Annotated in this window: 11 protein-coding genes and 1 pseudogene; 4 read left to right on the top strand and 8 right to left on the bottom strand. The window is 73.3% G+C overall.

The window, feature by feature from the left end; genetic code table 11:
* Nucleotides 1–4: 4 nt before the first annotated feature.
* The 6 genes and pseudogenes from ADK86_RS42450 to ADK86_RS23035 form a co-directional block, all read right to left on the bottom strand.
* Complete coding sequence (locus tag ADK86_RS42450; RefSeq protein WP_107088541.1) at nt 5–148, bottom strand: lasso RiPP family leader peptide-containing protein; 144 nt, start codon at nt 146–148, stop codon at nt 5–7.
* 202 nt (nt 149–350) lie between these two features.
* Nucleotides 351–1,346, bottom strand: a complete 996-nt coding sequence (locus ADK86_RS23020; RefSeq protein WP_053698314.1) for a DUF5914 domain-containing protein — start codon at nt 1,344–1,346, stop codon at nt 351–353.
* Between the two features lie 15 nt (nt 1,347–1,361).
* Nucleotides 1,362–2,303 (bottom strand): annotated as a pseudogene (locus tag ADK86_RS41220) (phytoene/squalene synthase family protein); the annotation flags it as partial.
* Complete coding sequence (gene crtI / locus ADK86_RS23025; RefSeq protein WP_053698292.1) at nt 2,300–3,850, bottom strand: phytoene desaturase family protein; 1,551 nt, start codon at nt 3,848–3,850, stop codon at nt 2,300–2,302. The pseudogene ADK86_RS41220 and the gene crtI, both read right to left, overlap by 4 nt.
* Nucleotides 3,847–5,016 carry a polyprenyl synthetase family protein gene (locus ADK86_RS23030; RefSeq protein WP_053698293.1) on the bottom strand — a complete coding sequence of 390 codons (1,170 nt, stop codon included), beginning with the start codon at nt 5,014–5,016 and terminating at the stop codon, nt 3,847–3,849. The genes crtI and ADK86_RS23030 overlap by 4 nt, the downstream gene beginning before the upstream one ends.
* A gap of 408 nt (nt 5,017–5,424) precedes the next feature.
* Entirely contained in the window at nt 5,425–5,646 is a 222-nt protein-coding gene (locus ADK86_RS23035; RefSeq protein WP_003980256.1) for a helix-turn-helix domain-containing protein, read from the bottom strand.
* A gap of 458 nt (nt 5,647–6,104) precedes the next feature.
* On the opposite strand from ADK86_RS23035, the gene ADK86_RS23040 reads away from it, so the two are divergent.
* The 4 genes from ADK86_RS23040 (at nt 6,105) to ADK86_RS23055 (ending at nt 19,131) form a co-directional block, all read left to right on the top strand.
* Nucleotides 6,105–7,388, top strand: a complete 1,284-nt coding sequence (locus ADK86_RS23040; RefSeq protein ID WP_053698294.1) for an MFS transporter — start codon at nt 6,105–6,107, stop codon at nt 7,386–7,388.
* Entirely contained in the window at nt 7,385–10,783 is a 3,399-nt protein-coding gene (locus tag ADK86_RS23045) for a type I polyketide synthase (protein WP_053698295.1), read from the top strand. Before ADK86_RS23040 ends, ADK86_RS23045 begins: the two co-directional genes overlap by 4 nt.
* Complete coding sequence (locus tag ADK86_RS23050) at nt 10,780–18,402, top strand: MupA/Atu3671 family FMN-dependent luciferase-like monooxygenase (RefSeq protein ID WP_420718876.1); 7,623 nt, start codon at nt 10,780–10,782, stop codon at nt 18,400–18,402. The genes ADK86_RS23045 and ADK86_RS23050 overlap by 4 nt, the downstream gene beginning before the upstream one ends.
* A 303-nt stretch (nt 18,403–18,705) precedes the next feature.
* Entirely contained in the window at nt 18,706–19,131 is a 426-nt protein-coding gene (locus ADK86_RS23055; RefSeq protein WP_030593870.1) for a cold-shock protein, read from the top strand.
* Between the two features lie 149 nt (nt 19,132–19,280).
* On the opposite strand, the gene ADK86_RS23060 is transcribed toward ADK86_RS23055, so the two are convergent.
* Together ADK86_RS23060 and ADK86_RS23065 are read right to left on the bottom strand one after the other, a co-directional pair.
* Complete coding sequence (locus ADK86_RS23060; RefSeq protein ID WP_053698296.1) at nt 19,281–20,252, bottom strand: NADP-dependent oxidoreductase; 972 nt, start codon at nt 20,250–20,252, stop codon at nt 19,281–19,283.
* Between the two features lie 48 nt (nt 20,253–20,300).
* Nucleotides 20,301–21,122, bottom strand: a complete 822-nt coding sequence (locus tag ADK86_RS23065) for a YczE/YyaS/YitT family protein (protein ID WP_053698297.1) — start codon at nt 21,120–21,122, stop codon at nt 20,301–20,303.
* Between the last annotated feature and the right edge of the window lie 83 nt (nt 21,123–21,205).

Genomic DNA, 21,205 nt, shown 5'->3' on the forward strand with positions numbered 1-21,205 from the left:
GAAATCACCACCACCCGTGGCCGCGCCCGCCGAAGGTGTCCCAGTGGTGCCCGTGGAACCCGAGCGTCAGCTCGGTGAAGTCCCCGGCCTCGACCAGCTCCGGCGCCTCGTATTCGACCGTCTCGTATGCTTCCTGGGTTTCCGGCATGGTGTGTCTCCTTCCCGCAGAAGTGCCGCGCGGCCGTCGGACACCACAGGTGCCCGGTGGGCTGCGCGGTGCGTCCGGAAACGATGCTGCCAGCGTCAACGCCTGCTTGCCGTTGCCCCTTACGGGTGACGCAGGGGCGCGTGGGATCACCTGGGGGTGACGGTCGGCGCCCGCGAGTCACCGGCGTGTGCGCCGCGCACGTTCACCCCGGGAACCTCCCCGCCCGCCGCAGCTCCCACCGCCGCTCCGCGTACGCCATGTCGTCGCGCCACAGCCGTCCCGCCGTGGCCCGCATCAAAGGGCGCAGCAGCGGGGCCGCCGCGCGGGCCACCGCGAAGCCCGGGCGGTCGCTGGCCGCGACGACCGCTTCGACGACGGCGGTGCGCGGTCGGCCGGACGCGTCGGTGCCGAGCGGGGTGGCGTGGGTCTCCACCACGCTGCCCGCGCCCTCGCCCTCGGTGATCCGCATGACCACGGTGCGCGGTCCCGGAGCGGTGAACTCCGCGCGTACGGGGACGACCAGACGTCCGGCGACCTTGAAGGACACGTCCACGGTGAACGCGTCCGAGGGGCCCGCCGGGCCGTCCGTCACGGTCAGGTCGACGAAGGAGTACGGGTGGAACCACGCGCCGTGCCACGGGTCGAGCCGGTTGGCGACCACGTCGTCCGGCTCGCAGTGCCCGACCCCGGTGTGGACGGCCGCGACGGCGGCGGCCGCGTGCGGGCGCTCCGGGACGCGGGGCCGGTCCAGCGGTTCCTCACCGCCCGCGTGGTCCAGGCGCACCCAGACCAGCACCCCGTCGTCGTACACCGGATACGGCTCCCACCCGGCGAACGGGCCGCCGTCCAGGGCGAGTCCGTGCCAGTGGCAGACGAGCGTGCCGCACCGCACCGGACTGTCCTTCAGCGGCGCCCCCAGGTGCGGGCAGGCCCCCGGACCGCCGCGCAGCCGCCCGTCGGCCGCGCGCCACAGCACCACCTCCGTACCGGCGACGGTCCGGCCCAGGGGGCGGTCCCGGCCGACCTGCCGGGAGGCGCCCACGGCGTACCAGTTGCCGGACGGCCGGGCCTTGGCGCGTTCCAGCGCGCCCGCGATCACACTGGGCGCGGCGTCCTGCCAGGTGGGCCGCTGGCGCTCCCAGGCCACGGGCCGCCGCCGCAGGCTGAGCGGGTACCGGCCGCGTCGGGGAGCGTCCATGGTGCTGCCTTCCGGTGCGACGGTTCTGGCATGGGTACGGGCCGCGGTCACCCGTACCAGCCCGTCGAGGGCCACGGTCGCGCGGACCGGACGGGACACGACGGCGCGGCGGTGCAGCACCGCGTAGCCGTCGGCCTCCACGGCGTCCAGGATGCCGCGGTAGAGGATGAACGCGGTGCGGATGCACGGCCGGGACGCCGGGGCGAGCATGGCGACGCCGGGCGCGGCCCGGCGGTAGACGCCGCGGGTGAGGTCGGCGGCAGCACGCAGCGCGGCGGTGATCCGCGCGTCCTCGCGGCCGGTCAGACGGCTCCACCGGAGCAGTTCGCGGTCCACGCCGTGCGCGGCCAGCAGGTCGCCGGGCAGGTAGACGCGGCCCCGGTCCAGGTCCTCGCCCACGTCCCGCAGGAAGTTGGTGAGCTGGAAGGCCGCACCGAGCGCGGCGGCGTGCGGCGCGGCCTCCTCGCGCGGCGTGACCGTGCCGAGCACGGGCAGCATCTGAAGGCCGATCACCTCGGCCGAGCCGTACATGTAGCCGCGCAGGTCCGCGTAGGTCGGGTAGTCGGTCACCACCAGGTCGGCGCGCATGGAGGCCATGAAGGCGGTGAAGTACGCCGGGTCGATGCCGTAGGCGGCGCTGGTGTGCGCCAGCGCCCGTACCACCGGCTCGTCGCCGCCGCCCCGCGCGAGACCGGCGTGCAGCTGTGCCTCCAGCGCGTGCAGGGCCGCCGCGCGCTCCTTCGGGGTGGCGTCGTCGTCCAGGCTGTCGACGATGTCGTCGGCCCAGCGGGCGAAGCCGTACAGGGCGTGCACGGCGGGCCGCCGGGCGACCGGCAGCAGCCGGGTGGCCAGGAAGTACGTCTTGCCGTGCCGGGCGTTGAGCCGGCGGCAGTGGGTGTAGGCGGCGCGCAGCGCGGGCTCGGTGATGCCCGCGGCGTCGAGTTCCCGGGCGGTCACGGTCTTGCCTCCGGCGTACGGGCGGGGCGGCGCGCGCCGAGGTCGGTGACCCGGGCGCGCCGTGCGGAGCCGCCGCCGGTCACCCGAGCGGCGGCCAGCTTCCCCGAGACCAGCACGGTCGGCACGCCGACGCCCGGCGTCGTGCCGCACCCGGCCAGCACGGCGTTCTCGGTGCCCCGTACGAGGTTGCGCGGGCGGAACGGACCGGTCTGCGCGAAGGTGTGCGCGGCGGAGAACGGGGTGCCGGCGCCGTGCCCCTGGCGGCTCCAGTCCGCCGGGGTGACCAGGCATTCCGCCTCGGCCGCCGCGTCCAGGCCGGTGAAGCCGCGCCGTTCGAGTTCGGCGAGCAGCGCGGTGCGGTAGCGGGGGCCGAGGTCGCGCCAGGTGTGCGCGCCGGGCCCGACGTCGGTGTTCGGGCAGGGCGCCAGGACGTAGTGCAGATGGCGGCCCGGCGGGGCCAGCGACGGGTCGGTGGCGGTCGGCCGGGTCAGCAGCAGCGAAGGGTCGCTCATCAGGGCCCCGGTCCGGGTGAGCTCGTGGAACGTACGGTGCCAGGCGGCGCCGAACGAGATGGTGTGGTGGCCCGGCTCCGACCAGGTCGCGGGCGTGCCCGCGTGCAGGACGACGGCCGAGGGGGAGCGGCGCAGCGGCAGCGGGCGGCACGGCCGGCGCCCGAGCAGGCGGTACGCCTCGGGCAGGTCGGCGGTGAGCACCACCGCGTCGCACGGCAGCCGCCCGGTGTCGGTGACGACGGCGGTGACCCGGCCGCCGGAACGTTCCAGCGCCCGTACCGTATGCCCGTACCGGAACTCCGCGCCCGCCTCGGCCGCCGCGTCGGCCATGGCCCGGGGCAGCGCGTGCATCCCGCCGCGCGGGAAGTACACCCCGGCCACCGTGTCCATGTACGCGATGACGGCGTACGCGGCGAGGGCACGGGCCGGCGGCACGCCCGCGTACAGCGACTGGAACGAGAAGACGCGGCGCACCCGCTCGTCCGTCAGAAACCGGCCGATCCGGGCGTCGAGGCGCCCGAAGCCGCCCAGGGCCGCGAGGCGCGCGAGGTCGGGGTGGAGCAGTTGCAGCGGCGAGTCGAAGTTGGCGTCGATGAAGCGCCGCATCTGGACCGCGTACAGCCGCCCGAGCCAGGCACGCAGCCGCCGGTAGCCCGCGGCTTCCCGGGCCCCCGCGAACCGTTCGATCTCGGCCTCCATGGCCGCCGCGTCGGTGTGCACGTCAAGTGCGCTGCCGTCGGCGAACCGCGCACGGTAGGCCGGGTGCAGCGCAACGAGCTCCAGCCGCCCGGCCATCGAGGCACCGACCGCCGCGAACGCCTCCTCGGCGAGGTCCGGCATGGTCAGTACGGTCGGGCCGGTGTCGATCCGGTAGCCGTTGTGTTCCAGGAGGCCGCACCGGCCGCCGGGTTGTGGGTCGCGTTCCACGACGGTCACCCGTCGTCCGGCTCCGAGCAGGTGCAGCGCGGCGGATAGTCCGGACAGGCCCGCGCCGATGACGACGACGTGGTCGGTGTGCCCGGATACGGTCTTCACCGTTCACCTCCCTGGGCCGCCGCCACCGGCGTCCGCGCGCCCGATGTGGCGCGCAGCAGATCGCGCAGGGAGCGGAAGGCGGACGGGTCGGCGCCGTGCAGGTCTGCCAGATGTGCCGTGCTCCGGTCGGCGAGGAGGGCGATCTTGTCCTCCAGCGCGGCCCGGGCCCCGGTCGAGACCAGCACCTCCCGTACGCGGTCCATGTCGGCGGCCGTCAGGTCCGGGGCGCCCAGTGCCGCGTCGAGGACGCCGAGCGCCGCGTGATCACCGGTGGCTTCCGCGCGGGCGCGGGCGACGGCGGTGAGGTAGGTCAGCTTGCCCTCCCGGATGTCGTCCCCCGACGGCTTGCCGGTCTCCGCCGGGTCGCCGAACACGCCCAGCAGGTCGTCGTGCAGCTGGAAGGCGAGGCCGGCGCAGCGGCCCGCCGCACGCAGGGCGCCGGTGGCCCGGTCGTCCGCGCCGGCCAGGGCGGCGCCCAGCAGCAGCGGCCGTTCGACCGAATAGCGGGCGCTCTTGAGACGGGCGGTGTGCAGCGCCCGGGCGGGGGAGTGGGACGCGGTGGCCTGGGCGTGCAGGTCCAGGTACTGGCCTGCCACCATCTCGGTCCGCATGGTGCGCCACAGCGCGTGGACCGCGGACCGGGCGTGGCCGGGGACGCGGGTGTCCAGCACGGTGTCGTCGGCCCAGGCCAGCGCGAGATCGCCGGCCAGGATCGCCGCGGACCGGCCGAACGCCGCGGCGGACCGGCCGCCGTCACCGGTCCCGGCGCGGTGCCCGTACTGCGTCCGTACCTCGGCGTGCAGAGCCGGGCCGCCCCGGCGCAGTTCGGCCCCGTCCATCACGTCGTCGTGCACGAGCGCGCAGGTCTGGAGGAGTTCGAGCGCTGCGGCCAGCCGCAGCGCCGCCCCGGCCGCTTCATCACCGCCCCCGCAGACCCGCAGCCCCCACCACACGAACCGCCCGCGCAGCCGCTTGCCGCCGCCCAGCGTGAAGCGGGCGACGCGTTCGGCGATATCGCGCGCGAACAGGGCGTCGGCCGCCGCGGCGTCCGCGAGCCGCTCGCCGAGCACCCCGTCGAGCATCCGCTCGACGGCGCCCGTGACATCGGCGTCCACGGCGCGGGCCTCGACCGCGCCGTGCGGAACCCCCGCCCGGATACGGCGCATCACACGTCCTTCCGTCGGACCGGTCGGTGGGCGCCGCCGCGGTCGGACGGGCCGGGCGCGCTTCCCGCACGGCCGGCGCCGTTCCCGCAGTTCACCACGGGGTCCCGCGTGCCGCCGGGACGCCACGTCCGGGTCTGGTCCCTTCGGGGGACACCGGTACGGGCAGGCCGGGCCCGCGGTACCGGTGCTGCGCAACACGTGGCCAACAGGCGCCCCTTCGGTCGGGTTCGGCGTCCGGCGGCGGGTACCCACCGCCGCCGGGGAAAACCCGCTGCCACCGACCGTTCGCGCACGGGGCACGAGGGAAGGCGGTGACCCGTCACATGTGAGGTTGTCCGGATATCGGCCATTGGTGGGACGGGATCCGGCCAATATCGCGTGCCGGGATGCCCGTCCGGCCGGGAACCGTCAGCCGCGGTGCTGCGCCAGGCCCAGCCGTACGAGGTGGGCGAGCGTCGGCGCCGGGTGCTTGGCCCGTATACGGCGCAGATACGTGCTGACCGTGTGGACGCTGATACCCAGCCGCCTGGCCGTCTGGTCGTACGTCAGACCGTCGGCGATGTACGACAGCACCTCCCGCTCCCGCGGGGACAGCACCGGTGACATGGTGTGCGCACTGTGATCCGACATCTCTTCTCCAAGGGGGTGACGGAGGAGCAGGGAAGGTCCGGCGGCCCGCGGACTTCAGGACGGTCGGTCCGGCGGCGCGGGCGGGGCGGCGCGAGGCCGTGGTACGGCCGCCGCCCGGTGGGGCCCGTACGGGCTCATCGGCTCGTCGTCAGGGGGAACGGCCCATGCGGGACCGGCCATGGTGCGCCCTCCCGCGCGTTGCGGAGCGGAACTGCCGACGGTGTCGCGCGAGGGTGGCACACCCCCCGTGACATGCGGATTGATCTAACCACGGACGCGGCAAAACGCAAGGAGTCCACCGGCCCGTCCGGCCGCCCCCTACACGCCGGGTAAAGCGCGGGTCAAGTCACCGGATGATGCGTCTCCAGGCGCCCCGCGAACCGGGCGACCGTATTGACGCCTCCGCCGTCGGCGCGGGGGCCGCAGGCCGGCACCGGGCGTTGAGGGGGACATCCAGAGTGGGGCACTTCCGGCTGCTCGTCGTCGGCAACGCCATCTCCGCGTACGGCAGTTACCTGAACATGGTGGCGCTGAACGTCTTCGTCTACCAGGTGACGGGCAGCGCGCTGACCGCCGGTCTGTTCATGGCCGTACGCCTGATCACCAGCGTCCTGTCCGGGTTCGTCAGCGGCCGCCTGGTATCGCGCCACGACCGCAAGCGGCTGATGGTGTGCGCGGACCTGACCCAGGCCACCGCGCTGGTACTGCTGCTGCTCGCACCCGACGGCGCGCGCGTGGCGCTGCTCTTCGCGCTGGCCGTGGGAACCGGCGCCTGCTCGACGCTCTCCCAGGTGGCGCTGCGCAGCAGCGTCCCCGAGATCGTCGGCGCCGACCTGCGGACCCGGGCCAACGGCCTGCTGGTGACCGGCCGGTCGCTGGCCATGATCGCCGGCTTCGCGTCGGCGGGCGTGGTCGTCGCGGAGTTCGGCTACACCGCAGCCTTCGCGCTGGACGCCGGCACCTTCGCGGTCTCCGCGACGATCCTGTTCCTGCTGCCCATCCGCACCCGGGCCGCCGCCGGGGACGGTACGGACGGGAGCACGGCGGCGGACGCCGCGGGCACCGGCCGCTGGGCTTCCCTCGCGCTCCTGAAAGCGGCACCCCTGCTGGCGGTGATGGTCGCGGTCCGCGCCGCCGACGGCCTCGGCTCCTCGTCGCACAACGTCGCGCTGCCCATCTACTCCAGCGCTCTGGACCCGTCGCATCCGGCCACCTTCGTCAGCCAGTTCTGGGCGACCTGGGCGATCGGCAACATCGTCGCACAGCAGGTCTGCTCCCGCCGCACCCGCAAGACCGGGTGGTCACCGGGGGAGCGTGCGTTCGCCCTCGGCTCCTGTGTGATGTCGGCGGCGTTCATCGTGGTCTTCAGCGGCCTGCCGGCCGTCCCCGCCGCGGTCGCCGCGCTCGTCGCCGGCATGGCCGACGGGTTCACGGAGATCGCGTACGTCTCCCGGCTCCAGGCCGCCCCCGACGAGCAGCGCGGCCGGCTCTTCGGCCTGTCCGCCTCGGCCGAGAACAGCGGCTTCGGTCTGGGCATGATCGTCAGCGCCGCGCTGCTGGAGCGCTACTCGCCGCTTCAGGTGGTCGGCGCGTTCCAGGGCCTGGCCATCGTGCTGTGCGTCGCCCTGCTCGTGGTGCTGTCCCGGGGACGCGCGCTGTTCCCGAAGGAACCACCGGCCCGGGAGAGCGGCGGCCCGGCGCCCGGCCGGGAAGTGACCGCCGCGGAGGGCGGCACCTCATGAACGCACCGGCCGGCTCGCAGGTCGCGGTCATCGGCATGGCCTTCCGCTTCCCGGGGGCCGACACCCCCGAGGAGTTCTGGCGGGCCGTCCGCGACGGGCGGGACTGCGTACGGCGGTTCACCGAAGCGGAACTGGAGGCCGCCGGCGTACCCGCCGAGAAGTACCGGGCGGACGACTTCGTCGGCGCCAGCGGCATCCTGCACGACATCGCCGGGTTCGACGCCCCGTTCTTCGGCATGAGCGGACGGGAGGCGCAGCTCACCGACCCGCAGCACCGGATGTTCCTGGAGTGCGCCTACCACGCCCTGGAGGACTCCGGCTGTCCGCGAGAGCGCGACGGGCTGCGCACCGGTGTCTTCGCCACCACCGGATACCACCTGTACACGATGGAGAACTATCTCCTGAACAACGTCCTGAAGAGCCCCATCGGCGACGACTGGCTCTCCCGGATGCAGGTCATGGTCGGCAACTACACCGACTTCACCGCCACCCGTGTGTCCTTCCGCCTCGACCTCACCGGCCCCGCCGTCAGCGTCCAGACCGGCTGCTCCAGCTCGCTGGCCGCGCTCCAGCTGGCCGCGCAGTCGGTGGTCACCGGCGACAGCGACATCGCGCTGGCGGGCGCCACGGCCGTCCACGTACCGCAGGTGCTGGGCTACGAGTACGTCAAGGGTTCCATCCTCTCCAAGAGCGGCCGCCTGCGCGCCTTCGACGCCGGGGCGGACGGCACGGTGGGCGGCACCGGTGTCGCCGCCGTCGTCCTCAAGCGCCTGGACCGGGCGGTGGCCGACGGCGACACGATCCACGGCGTCATCCGCGGCTGGGGCATCACCAACGACGGCGCGTCCAAACAGGCGTACACCGCACCGAGCGCGGCGGGCCAGCGCGCCGCCATCCGCCGCGCGCTGGAGCACGCGGGCATCGGCGCGGACACCGTCGGCTACCTCGAAACCCACGGTACGGGCACGCTCAAGGGCGACCCGATCGAATTCGAGGGCGCCGTTTCCGCGTACCGCGCCGACACCGACCGCACCGGCTACTGCGCCCTCGGCTCGGTCAAGGCCAACATCGGCCACCTCGACGTGGCGTCGGGACTGGCGAGCTTCATCAAGACGCTGCTCGTCCTCAAGCACGGCGTCATCCCGCCGATGGCCAACTTCAGCGAGCCGAACCCCGCGCTCGACCTCGACAGCAGCCCCTTCTACATCCCCGAGGCCGCCCGCCCCTGGCCGCAGGGCGACACACCGCGCCGGGCGGGCGTCACGTCGCTGGGTGTCGGCGGCACCAACGTCCACGTCATCGTGGAACAGGCCCCCGAACCCGCGCCCCGCTCCGCCACAGTGGCCCCTCCGGGCATTGTGGTCCTGTCCGGCCAGTCGGAGACCGCCCGTACAGCCAATGCAGAGGCTCTGCGCGACCACTTGACGCGCCATCCCGACATGGACCTCGCCGACCTGGTGACCACCGCCGCGGGACGCATCCACCACCGGCACCGCCTGGCGGTCCGCGGCACGGACCCGGCGAGCCTCGCCGCGGCCCTGGACAGCTGGCTCGCGGGCACCGGCGCCCCGGCCGGGCCCGCCGCCGTAACGACCGGCGAAGCCCCTCGGGAAGCGCGCGCGGGCATCGCCTTCCAATTCACCGGCCAGGGCAGCCCGTACCCCGGCATGGCACAGCCGCTGTACGAGCGCTTCACCGTCGTACGCGACCTGCTCGACGTCTGCGAGCGCCACCACCAGCGGTTGTACGGCAGTTCCCTGCTCGACGTGCTCCTTGATCCCACCGCCGACCGCACCACCACCGAAAACACCCGCATCGCCCAACCGGCCCTCTTCGCCCTGCAATACGCGCTCACCGGACTCTGGCGCCAGGCGGGCGTCGTGCCGGACGCCGTCGCCGGACACAGCGTCGGCGAGTACGCGGCCCTCTGCGCGGCGGGCGCACTGTCCGTCGAGGACGGCCTGCGGCTCACCGCGGAACGCGGCCGCCTGATGCAGGAGCACTGCGCCCCCGGCGCGATGGCCGCGGTGTCCGCGGACCTGCGGACCGCCGAGAGCCTGGCCACGGAGATCACCGGCCTCGAACTCGCCGTCGTCAACGGAGAACAGCGGCACGTGCTCGCCGGCCCCGTCACGGCTGTGGACCGGCTGCTGGCCCTCCTGGAGGAGCGCGGCGTCCCCGGGCAGCGGCTGCCGGTGACGCGCGCCTTCCACACCGCGCTGATGGACCCGGTCCTGGACAAGTTCCGGGAACTGCTCGACAGCGTCACTCTCCGGCCCGTCACGACCGGCTTCGTCAGCGGCCTCGACGGGCGTCTGCACGAACCCGGCTGGGTGCCGGACGCCGACTACTTCGTACGGCAGACACGCGAGCCGGTGCGGTACGACGCGGTACTGCGCACGCTCGGCGACGCCGGCCCCGCGGCACTGGTCGAACTCGGCCCCCACACCACGCTCAGCGGCCTCGCCCGTACCGCCCTGCCCACCGTACGGGCGGTGCCGACGCTGCGCCGCGGCGCCGGGACCGGACCCTTCTGGGACGCGGTGGCGCAGCTGCACTGCACGGGCGCGGACCTGGCCTGGCCGGTCCTGCTGGCCGGAACCGGCGGCCGCAGAACCGCACTGCCCGGCTACCGCTTCCAGCACACCGACCACTGGACGGGACCCGAGCTCACCGTCGTCCCGGCCGGTCGACCCCCGCGAGAACCATCGAGAGAAGAGGAAGACGTGGCACAGGACGAGGCAGTGTTCGGGCGGGTGCTCGCGCACGTCATCGAGTTGGTGGCCAAGCACCTCGGGCACGACGCGGCCGCGGTCACCGGGGACACCTCCTTCTTCGACCTCGGTGCGGACTCCCTGCAAATGATCAGCGTGCTGCGCGAGCTGGAGCAGGAACACCGGGTCAAGGTCGCGATGCGGGAACTGTTCGAGGAGGCGAGCACTCCGGGGCAGCTGGCGGAGCTGATCGTGGGGCGGATGGTGGGGGGATCGGGTGGTTCGGGGGTGCCGGGCGCTTCGGGCGGGTCGGGTGCTTCGGCAGGGTCGGGCGAGACCGTCGCCGAGGAGCCCGTACGGTACGAGCCGCCGGTCGCCGAGGAGCCCGTACGGTACGAACCGCCGGTCGCCGAGGAGCCCGTACGATACGAACCGCCCGTCGCCGCGGCGCCTGCCGAGCCCGTACGCGCTCAGGAGCCCGCGCCCGCCGTGCCGTCCGGCCCGGAACACCCGGTGACGCGCGCCGAGCTGACCGACCTCGTCCGTCAGGTGCAGCAGCTCTCCCAGATTCAGCTCCAGATGATGTCCCAGATCCACCAGCTCTCCCAGCTGCTGACCGCGCAGGCGACGAGCGCCCTGACCGGCGGCGGCGTGGCCAACGGAAAGGCGGGCGGGCAGTGACCGGCCTGAGCGCCGCGGGCGCGGCGGTGGACCAGGACCTGGCCGCCATGGCCGACCTCTCCCGGCAGATCGCGCAGCGGATCGAGGCGGCGGCCGGGGCCGGGAACACGGAGCAGCCGGCCGAGCGGGAGGAACCGGCCGCCGAGCGGCGGCAGCGCGTGCACGGTCCCCGGGTGACCGTCTCCCGGGCCTCCGGCATGGTGGGCGGCTCCGCTTCCGAGGCCCAGCAGGCCCACCTCGACGACCTGGTACGCCGCTACACGGCCAAGACCGCGACCTCCAAGGAGATCGCCCAGCGCTACCGCCGGGTACTGGCGGACAGCCGCGCCGTCGTCGGCTTCCGCAGCAAGACCAAGGAGATGCTGTACCCGATCGCCGGACGCCGGGCCAGCGGCTCCTGGCTGGAGGACGTCGACGGCAACCGCTATGTCGACATCACCATGGGCTTCGGCGTCCTCCTCTTCGGCCACGAACCCGAGTTCGTGAGCGAGGCGGTCCGCGAGCACCTCTCCCGCGGCATCCAGCTCGGCCCGCGCAACGTCGAGACCGGCGAGGCCGCCGAACTGCTGGCGGAGCTGACCGGCATGCAGCGGGTGGCGTTCGCCAACTCCGGTACGGAGGCGAACTCCGCCGCGATCCGGCTCGCCCGCGCCGCCACCGGCCGCAGCCGTATCGTCACCTTCCACGGCGCCTACCACGGCCACGCCGACAACGTCCTGGGCCGCTCCGCCGGCACCGGCGCCGACCGCACCACCGTCCCGGTCTCCACCGGCATCCCGCACAACAGCGTCGCCGACCTGCTGGTGCTCGACTATGGCAGCCCCGCGAGCCTGGAGGCCATCGCCGCGCACGCGGACGACATCGCCGCGGTCATCATCGAGCCCGTACAGAGCCGCCACCCGTCGCTGCAGCCCGTCGAGTTCGTACGGCAGCTGCGCGAGCTGACCCGCCGCCACGGCATCGTGCTCATGTTCGACGAGATGCTGACGGGCTTCCGCCCGGCGCCGCGCGGCGCCCAGGAGCTGTACGGCGTCACCCCCGACCTCGCGACCTACGGCAAGCTGCTCGGCGGCGGCTTCCCGATCGGCGCCATCGCGGGCCGCGCCGACATCATGGACGGAGTGGACGGCGGCTTCTGGCAGTACGGGGACGCCAGTTACCCGCCCGCCGACACCACGTTCTTCGGCGGCACCTACATCCAGCATCCGGTGTCGATGGTCGCCGCCCGCGCGGTACTGACCCACCTCAAGGAGCACAGCCCCCGGCTCCAGGAACGGCTGAACGCCCGCACCGGCGAACTCGCGGGCTCGCTGAACCGCTTCCTTGAGGACGAGGAATTCCCGCTGCGGGTGAGCCACTTCGGCTCCCAGTTCCGCTTCGAGCACCGCGCGGACATGGAGCTGCTGTACCACCACCTCATGCTGCGCGGAGTGCACGTCTGGGAATGGCGCAACTTCTTCCTGTCGACCGCCCACTCCGACGGCGACATCGAATTCATCGCCGACGCGGTGCGCGGCTCGCTGCGGGAACTGCGCGGGGCGGGCTTCTTCCCTGGCGGGCCGAAGCCGGTGCCGGTTGCTCCGAAGCAGGTGCCGGCGGCTCCGAAGCCGGTTCAGGCTGCTCCGATGCCGGCGCAGGCCACCGCTCCCGCTCCGGCGCCCCGGCCCGAGAAGCGCGTGGTGGACGCGGCCCCCGGCGTGGCCTGGAACGCGGCCGCCGCCCGTAAGGCCGCCGTCCCCTCCGTACGCGCCCGCCGCACCCCCGACTTCAGTATCTATTTCTTCGGCGACTACCCCCAGGACTCCCAGGACGACGCCGGACCGACCACCGGCCAGGGCAAGTACGACCACATCCTGGAGACCGCCCGCTTCGCCGACCAGCACGGATTCCACGCGCTCTGGATGCCGGAACGGCACTTCCACTCCTTCGGCGGGCTGTTCCCCAACCCTGTCGTGCTCGTCGCCGCCCTCGCCCGCGAGACCCGGCGCATCCGCCTCAACGCGGGCTCCGTCGTGCTGCCCCTGCACGACCCGGTCCGGGTCGCGGAGGAGTGGTCGATGGCCGACAACCTCTCCGGCGGCCGCGTCGGCATCGGCTGCGCAAGCGGCTGGCACGCCAACGACTTCGTCTTCTTCCCCGAGCGCTTCGGGCGGCACAAGGAGATGATGTACGACCAGGTGGCGCAGGTCCGCCGGCTCTGGCGCGGCGAGGCCGTGCGGCGTGCCGGCGGCGACGGCGAGACCGAGGTCCGCCTGTTCCCGCGCCCCGTCCAGGACGCCCCGCCCCTGTACACGGCGGTCGTCGGCAACCCCGCCTCGTACGCGGCAGCCGCCCGGCACGACGTCGGCGTGGTCACCAACCTGATGACCCAGAGCGTCGAGCAGCTCGCCGAGAACATCGCCCTGTACCGCCGCATCCGCGCCGAACACGGCCTCGACCCGGACGCCGGACGGGTGGCCGTCCTGCTGCACACCTACCTCGCCGCCGACCACCGTACCGCGCGCACCGAGGCGTACGAGCCGCTGGCGCGCTACATGCGCGCCTCGCTCTCCCTGTTCGGCAACGTCGCCAACAGCCTCGGCCACAACGTCGACCTGGCCGCGCTCAGCGAGGACGACCTCGACGTGCTCTTCCACCGCGCCTACGACCGCTACTGCGACCAGCGGGCGCTCATCGGCACGGCCGACACCGTCGCCCCGGTGGTGGACGCGGTCGGCGCGGCGGGCGCCGACGAGATCGTCTCGCTGGTCGACTTCGGCGTGGCCCCCGACGCGCTGCGCACCGGCCTCACCCACATCGACACGCTGCGCCGCCGGTACCACGAGCCGCGCGCGGATGTCCGTACGATGCCCCGGCCGTCCGCCTGCCAGACCGCGCCGCCCGCCCGTACGACGGCCGAGGCACCGGTCGCTCCCACCCGTACGGCGGCCGAGGAGCCCGTACACGAAATCGCCGCCCCGCTCTCGCCCGGACAGCAGCGCATCTGGTTCCTCGAACGGATGCTGCCGGGCCGCACCGCCTACAACGAGACCAAGGCCATCCGCCTCGACGGCCCGCTCGACATCCCCGCGCTGCGCACCGCGCTGCGCGAGCTGGTGGCGCGGCACGAGGGGCTGCGGACCGTCTTCCGCGAGATCGACGACGAGCCCTGCCAGCTCGTCCTGCCCCCTTCCGCACCGGACTTCGCGGTGCTCGACCGTACGGACGCGGGCCCGGCCGGTGAGGACGCCGCGATCCGTGCCGTCCTGGAGGCGGAGAGCGCCCGGCGCTTCGACCTCGTGGACGGGCCGCTGTTCGTCACCCGGCTGATCAAGCTGGGGGAGGAGCGGCATGTCCTGGTCTTCTCCCTGCACCACATCGTCGTGGACGCGGCCTCCGCCACCGTCCTGGCCCGCGACCTGTCCGCCCTCTACCGGGCCGCGCACGACGGCTCCGACTCGGGCCTCCCCACGCTCACCAGCACGTACGCGGACCATGCCCGCGCCCAGTTGAGCACGTCGGCCGATTCCCGCGGTGCCGCCGGCCTGAAGTACTGGCTCGGCACGCTCGGCGGCGAACTGCCGGTCCTGGAGCTGCCCTGCGACCGCCCGCGCCCCGCGGCCATGACGTCCAACGGCCGCGCCGTCTTCCACCGGCTGGACCCCGAACTGTCCGCCCGGCTGCGGGACCTGAGCAGGCAGCGGCGCGGCACCCTCTTCATGACGCTGCTGGCCGGCTTCACCGCGATGCTCCACCGGGTCACCGGACAGCGGGACATCGTCGTCGGCACCCCGATATCGGACCGCCCGCAGGGCACCGAGGACCTGCTCGGATTCTTCGTCAACACCCTCGCGCTCCGCTTCGACCTGTCCGGCGACCCGGACTTCGGCGCGTTCCTCGACCGGGTGCGGGGCGTCGCCCTGGACGCGTACGACCACGCGGATGTGCCCTTCGAGACGGTGGTGCGGGAGCTGGCCCCGGCGCGTACCACCGACCGCACGCCGGTCTTCCAGGTGCTCGCCGAGTTCGAGAGCAGCGACCCGTTCCGCTTCGACCTGCCGGGCGTCCGCGCCACCGTGATCGACGCCGGTCCGGACAAGGCCCTCACCGACCTCGCCGTGTACTTCACGGACCAGCCCGAAGGCATCCGCTGCCACCTGGAGTACAACACCGACCTCTTCGACGCGGACACCGTGGACGGCTTCTTCCGTACCTTCCGCGATCTGCTCGAAGCCGCCGCACGGGACCCCAGGACGCCGCTGTCCCGCCTCGGCGTCACGGAGACGCGGCGCGCCGAGAGCCCCGCCGGGACGACCGCGCCCGCCGTCGAGCCGGTGCCCGCCGAATGGCAGCACGGCCTGCTCCGCCCGGTGACCCGCGCCACCGTCCATGAACTCATCGCCCGGCGCGCAGCGGACGCCCCGTACCGCACCGCCGTCCGCTGCGGCGATGACCTCCTCAGCTACCGCGACCTGGACACCCGGGCCGAACGGCTGGCCGCGGTCATCGGGGAGCGCTGCGCCCCCGCACCGGCGGGCAGCGGTACGGACGAGGTGGTGGCCCTGTGGCTGCCCCGCTCCGCCGACCTCGTCGTGGCCATGCTCGCGGTACTGAAGTCCGGCCGGGCGTACGTGCCGCTGGACCCGTCACTGGGCCGGGCCCGCGCCGCCACGGTGATCGCGGAATGCGGAGCCCGCGTCCTGCTCAGTACCGGTGCCGCGGCCGACGCACTCGATCTGCCCGCCGGGGTGACCGTCATCGACGTCACCGACCGCCCCGGCCCTGGCCGGACTGTCGGCCGTGTCGCCGATGGCACTGCTGCCACCGGTCCCGAGTCCCTGTGCTACGTCATCTACACCTCCGGCAGCACGGGCACCCCCAAGGGCGTCGCGGTACCGCACCGCAGCGTCGTCGACCTCTGCCAGTGGCACCACAAACGCTTCGCCTTCACCTCGGCCGACCGCAGCGCGCTGGTGTGCAGCCAGAGCTTCGACGCGTCGGTCCTGGAGATCTGGCCCGCGCTGACCGCGGGGGCCTCGGTCGTCATCGCCGACGACACGGTCCGCACGGACCCGCTCACGCTCGCCCGCTGGTACGCGCGGGAGCGGGTGACCTTCTCGATCCTGCCCACGGCCCTCGGGGAGGCCCTGCTCTCCCTGCCGCCCGCCGAACAGCCGCCGCTGCGCCACCTGCTGCTGGGCGGTGACGTGCTGCGCACCCGGCCGCATCCGGACGTGGCGTACGAAACGGTCAACGTGTACGGGCCGACCGAGACCACCGTGCTCTGCACCACCGAGACCGTCGGCCCGCGGACGCCGGAGACCGGCACCGCCGCCATCCCGATCGGCCGCCCGGCCGACAACGTACGCCTGCGGGTTCTCGACGCGTCGGGCGCGCCGGTGCCGCAGGGCGCGGTGGGGGAGCTGTACGTCGGCGGGCCGGGCGTGGCGCGCGGCTATCTGGGCGCGCCCGAGCTGACGGAGGAACGGTTCGGCGGGGATCCTTGCGGCGCGGAAACGGGGGCGGGCGGCGGCGGTTCGGCCGCCACCGTGTACTACCGCACCGGTGACCTCGTGCGCTGGACCGAGGACGGCGCGCTGGAGTTCCGCGGGCGCCTCGACGACCAGGTGAAGATCCGCGGCTACCGGGTCGAGCCGGAGGAGACCGCCCGCGCGCTCAACGCCCTCGACGGCGTGCGCGAGGCCGCCGTACTGGCACGCCGCACCAGCCGGGGCGAGGCGTACCTCGCGGCCTACGCCGTACCGGCCGAGCGGATCGCCGAGGACACCACCACCGCGGCCGGCCGCCAGGCGTACGCCGACCGGCTGGCCCGCGACCTCGCCTCCCGGCTGCCGGAATACCTCGTACCGCGGTCCTGGGCGGTGCTTGGCGCGCTGCCGCTCGCGGGCAACGGGAAGCTGGAGCGTGCGGCGTTGCCGGACCCTGAGATCGTTACGGGTGCGCGGCCGTCGGTTGTGCGGGCGTCGGCCGAGCGGTCCGGGGCCGGTACCAGTGCGGAGGTCGGCCTCCGCTCCCAGTTGGAGGGCCGTCTCCGGTCCCTCTGGGCCGACGAGTTCGACCTCACGGCCGACGCCATCGGCCCGGAGACGTCCTTCTTCGACCTGGGCGGCCACTCGATTGCCGCGATCCGGCTGGTCAACCGGGCCCGGGAGGTGTTCGGCCAGGAGTACCCGATGGTGCGCTTCTATCAGGAGCCGACCGTACGGGCCATGGCGGCCTACCTGGCGGGGGAGTCCACGGACGCCGGAGACAGCGGGGACACCGGGGAGCCGGCCCGCGCCGCGGACACCGCCTCCGAAGTGGTCGGCCGGGCCCCGGCCACGTTCCAGCAGCGGAACTTCATCGAGCAGCACCACCGCCACGCGCTGCCGCAGGTCTTCAACGTCGCCCTGCGCATCACCCTGACCGGTGACCTGGTCATACCGGCGCTGCGTACCGCCCTCACCCAGCTCTGCGCCCGCCACGAGTCGCTGCGCACGCGGTTCGTGAAGGACGGCGAGGAGTGGTGGCAGGAGATCCTCCGGCCGCGACCGGTCGACCTCCCGGTCGAGGACCTGACCGGCCCGGGCGACGCCGCGGACGGGGCCGTGAAGGAAGCCGCCGAGGCCGAGGTCAAGCGGATCAGCGCGGAAGTTGCCGAGACCCGCTTCGACCTCACCGAAGGCGTGGCGCCCAAGCTCCGCCTGCTGCGCACCGGCCCGTCGACCTGGGTCCTGCTTTTCCTCCTGCACCACTCCACCTGCGACGGCTGGGCCGTCAGCATCCTGCTCAGCGATTTCGCGGCCCTCTACGGAGCCGCGGTGACCGGCGATCCCCACACCCTGGCCAGTACGGTGCCGCAGCCGACCGAGTACGCGCGCTGGCAGCGGGAGACCATCGGGGACAAGGCCGACCAGCGCGTCCTGAAGTACTGGGCCCGCGAACTGGAAGGGGCGTCCTTTCCGCACGGCCTGCCCCTGGACCGGCCGCGCCCGGAAAGCCTGAGCGGACAGGGGCGCGTCGTCCTGTTCCACGTGGGCGCCGACGTACGTGCCGACGTGGAACGGCTGGCCAGGAAGTGCGGCACGACCCCCTACGCGGTCACCATCGCGGCTCTGGGGCGGCTGGCAGGCAAGCTGTCCGGCAAGCCGGAAACGGTCCTCTTAGTGTCCTACGCCAACCGTGAACGCCGTGCCTTCGAGTCGCTGATGGCCTGCACGGTCGCGGGCTTCCCGCTGCGCGTACGGACCGCGGCCGAGGAGACCTTCACCGGGCTGGTCCGCCGGGTCACGCTCACCACCACCGAGGCCATCGACCATGTCATGCCGCTGCGCAGGCTGGCCAAGGCGCTGCGCGAGGACCTGGGGGTCGAGATACCGGACCGGGTGCCGCTCGGGTTCCAGTACCAGAACTCCCTGGAGACGGACATCGAACTGCCCGGCGTGACCGCCGCCGTCGAGGACCTGGCCGTCCCGGCCTCCCGGTCGGAGTTCAACCTCGGCCTCGTCCCGGCGGGCGACGCGCTGGCCGGATACGTCGAGTACTCGACCGACCTGTGGGACCACGCCACGATCGAGGGCTGGGCCGCCGACTATGTGTCCCTGCTGGCCGAGGAGGTACGGGCCGCCCTGGCCGAATGAGCCGAGTGACCCGCCCGCGCCGGGACGGTACCGATCCGACGGGACGGTGCCGTCCCGTCGTACCGGTACCGTCCCCGCGTACCGGTGTGCGCCGCCCCGCGTACGCCGGTGGGAGTCATGGTCGGCACCGGGCTGGACGTTCCGCCGCGGCTCGGCAATAGTATGGGCGGGACATCCACCGAATCGTCCCCGCCCCCGGCGATTACCTCCGCCGGTGCGCCCGGCGGGAACGGCGCCGCCCCTGCGGCGGCGGGTGCATGCGAAATTGCGGGCAGTTGTGGAATTGGGGTTTGGGGCACTGTGATGGTTTCGGGCAAGGTCATCAGGTTCGACGAGGTACGCGGCTACGGATTCGTCGTTCCCGACCACGGCGGAGAAGACGTCTTCGTGCACGTCAACGACCTCGAATTCGACAAGGGACTGATGGCTCCCGGCGTCAAGGTCGAATTCCTGGTGGACGAGGGCGACCGAGGGCCCAAGGCGTCCAACGTACGGTTCCTGGAAGGCGCCCCCGGCCGCTCCGGCGGCTCGCACCGCTCCCAGAACCCGCTTTCCGACGGGCCTTTCGAGGACGGCGTGCTCTGCGACACGCTCTCCGCACAGGAGTTTCTCGACGAGGTGACCGAACTCCTCGTGACGGGCGTTCCGAGCATGACCGGCGAGCAGATCCTCCAGGCCCGCCAGCGCCTCCTCAAGCAGGCCCAGTCGCACGAGTGGGTCGACGCGTAAAGCCGCCGCTTCCGCGGCCGGCCGGGTACGCAGCACATTCCGTTTCCGGAATAACCGGTCGGATGATGCCTGCGGACCCGCTGTCCGCGTAAAAACGCGATGGAATAAGGCAATCGCTGTTATCCCCGGCGGGCGGCGGCCGCGCGCCCTTACGAGGCGACCCGCAGCACGAGCTTCCCCCGAGTACGGCCCTCTTCGCCCCGCCGGTGCGCCTCACCGGCCTCGGCCAGCGGCAGTACGTCCTCGACCTCGACCGACACCGCCCCTTGGTCGATGAGGTCACCGATACGGGTGAGCGCCGCGCCGTCCGGCTCCACCAGGAAGCCGCTCGCCCGCAGCCCCTGGGCGCGGGCCTTCTCCATGAGGCCGGGCGAGGCACCGGAGGGGACGGCGATGAGCGTGCCGCCGCGCCGCAGCGTCCGCAGGGAACGCGTGCTGGTCTCCTCATGCTCGTCGCCCACCAGGTCGATGACGACATCGACGTCCCGTACCGCCTCCTCGAAACGCTCCTTGGTGTAGTCGACCAGCTCGTCCGCGCCGAGCGAGCGCAGCCAGTCGTGCTTCGCCGTCCGGGCCGTACCGATGACCTGCGCGCCCAGATGCTTGGCGAACTGCACCGCGAAGTGCCCGACACCGCCCGCAGCCGCATGGATCAGCACCCGCTGCCCCGCCTCGACGCGCGCCGCGTCCACCAGGGACTGCCAGGCCGTGAGCGCGGCCAGCGGTACGCCGGCCGCGTGGTCGTGGTCGAGCGCGGCGGGCTTGCGGGCGAACTGCCGCGAAGGCGCGGTCACGTACTCGCCGTACGCGCCGGCCTGCCGCGGGAACCACGGCATCCCGTACACCTCGTCGCCCACCCCGACCGTGTGCACACCGAAGCCGACCTCCTCCACGACGCCGCTGACGTCCCAGCCCACACGGAACGGCGGATCCCCGAGGACCTGCGCCATGCCGCCGCCCTGCCGGGTCTTCCAGTCGACCGGGTTCACCCCGGCGGAGTGCACCCGGACGAGCACCTCGGTGGGCAGCGGCGCGGGCCGGGGCACCTGGGTGAGGTACAGCACCTCGGGGCCGCCGAGCGAGTCCTGCGTGATCGTGCGCATGGTCGGTTCGTTGCTCATACCGTGTCTCCTGAGGGGCGCGGGGCGCGCGTACGGCCCGGTCGTTGATCATCCACGTACGGAGAACCGGTGTATCCGCCGACGGGCGCCGCGACACCTCCGGCGCGGCAGACTCCGCCGCTCGGCGGCGTTCCGGCACGCGAACCAGGGCACGAAGAACTGGGTCACCGGGCCGACCGCCAACGCGTACAGCACGGTCCCGGCCCCCACGCTCCCGCCGAGCCCCCATCCCACGGCCAGCACGGCGACCTCGATCAGCGTACGGACGGCCCGGAGCGAGCGCCCGGTCGCGGCAGCCGCTCCGGTCATCAGGCCGTCCCGGGGGCCGGGACCGAAACGCGCGCCCACGTAGACGGCGACGGCCAGGCCGTTGAGGAGGACACCGCCGCCGAGCAGCCCGATCCGCGCGGGCAGCCCGAAGTACTCGGGCAGGAGCCGAAGGCCGAGGTCGGACGAGCACGCCAGCACGACGACATTGGCGAAGGTGCCGAACGTCGGCCGCTGCCGGAGCGGAATCCACAGCAACAGCACGAGGACGCCCACGACGGCACTGATCATGCCGAAGCTCAGCGGCGTGCGGCGGGCCAGCCCGTCGTACAGCACGCTCCAGGGATTGACGCCCAGCGAGGCCCGCACCATGAGCGAAAGGCTGAACCCGTAGAGGGCGAGGCCGATGAACAGCTGGGGCAGTCGCCACAGGGGGCGCTCGGTGAGGGGGAGGTAGGTGAGCGGCGGCAGCCGGGAGGAAGGCCCCGGCGGGCCGGTCCGCGATTCGGCGGGCAGGGGCGCCCGGTTTCCGACGGGCCCGTTCTCGTAACCGCGCCGCTCCGCGCACTCGTACAGGACCTCTTCCGTGTGTCCCTGCCGCATGGGCCGACCGCCTCCACTCGTCCGTTGCTCGCCGGTGCGCTGGTACGCCTGCGAGGCCATTGGGGTGACTCTGTACAGTGATT

Origin of the sequence: Streptomyces sp. NRRL F-5755, from assembly GCF_001279365.1 — a bacterium.
GTDB classification, from domain to species: domain Bacteria; phylum Actinomycetota; class Actinomycetes; order Streptomycetales; family Streptomycetaceae; genus Streptomyces; species Streptomyces rimosus.

What these genes read in the sequence shown, in the direction of transcription:
- ADK86_RS42450 (WP_107088541.1), bottom strand. Translation starts at nt 148, where the DNA reads ATGCCGGAAACCCAGGAAGCATACGAGACGGTCGAATACGAGGCGCCG.
- ADK86_RS23020 (WP_053698314.1), bottom strand. Translation starts at nt 1,346, where the DNA reads ATGGACGCTCCCCGACGCGGCCGGTACCCGCTCAGCCTGCGGCGGCGG.
- ADK86_RS23030 (WP_053698293.1), bottom strand. Translation starts at nt 5,016, where the DNA reads ATGCGCCGTATCCGGGCGGGGGTTCCGCACGGCGCGGTCGAGGCCCGC.
- ADK86_RS23035 (WP_003980256.1), bottom strand. Translation starts at nt 5,646, where the DNA reads ATGTCGGATCACAGTGCGCACACCATGTCACCGGTGCTGTCCCCGCGG.
- ADK86_RS23045 (WP_053698295.1), top strand. Translation starts at nt 7,385, where the DNA reads ATGAACGCACCGGCCGGCTCGCAGGTCGCGGTCATCGGCATGGCCTTC.
- ADK86_RS23055 (WP_030593870.1), top strand. Translation starts at nt 18,706, where the DNA reads ATGGTTTCGGGCAAGGTCATCAGGTTCGACGAGGTACGCGGCTACGGA.
- ADK86_RS23060 (WP_053698296.1), bottom strand. Translation starts at nt 20,252, where the DNA reads ATGAGCAACGAACCGACCATGCGCACGATCACGCAGGACTCGCTCGGC.
- ADK86_RS23065 (WP_053698297.1), bottom strand. Translation starts at nt 21,122, where the DNA reads ATGCGGCAGGGACACACGGAAGAGGTCCTGTACGAGTGCGCGGAGCGG.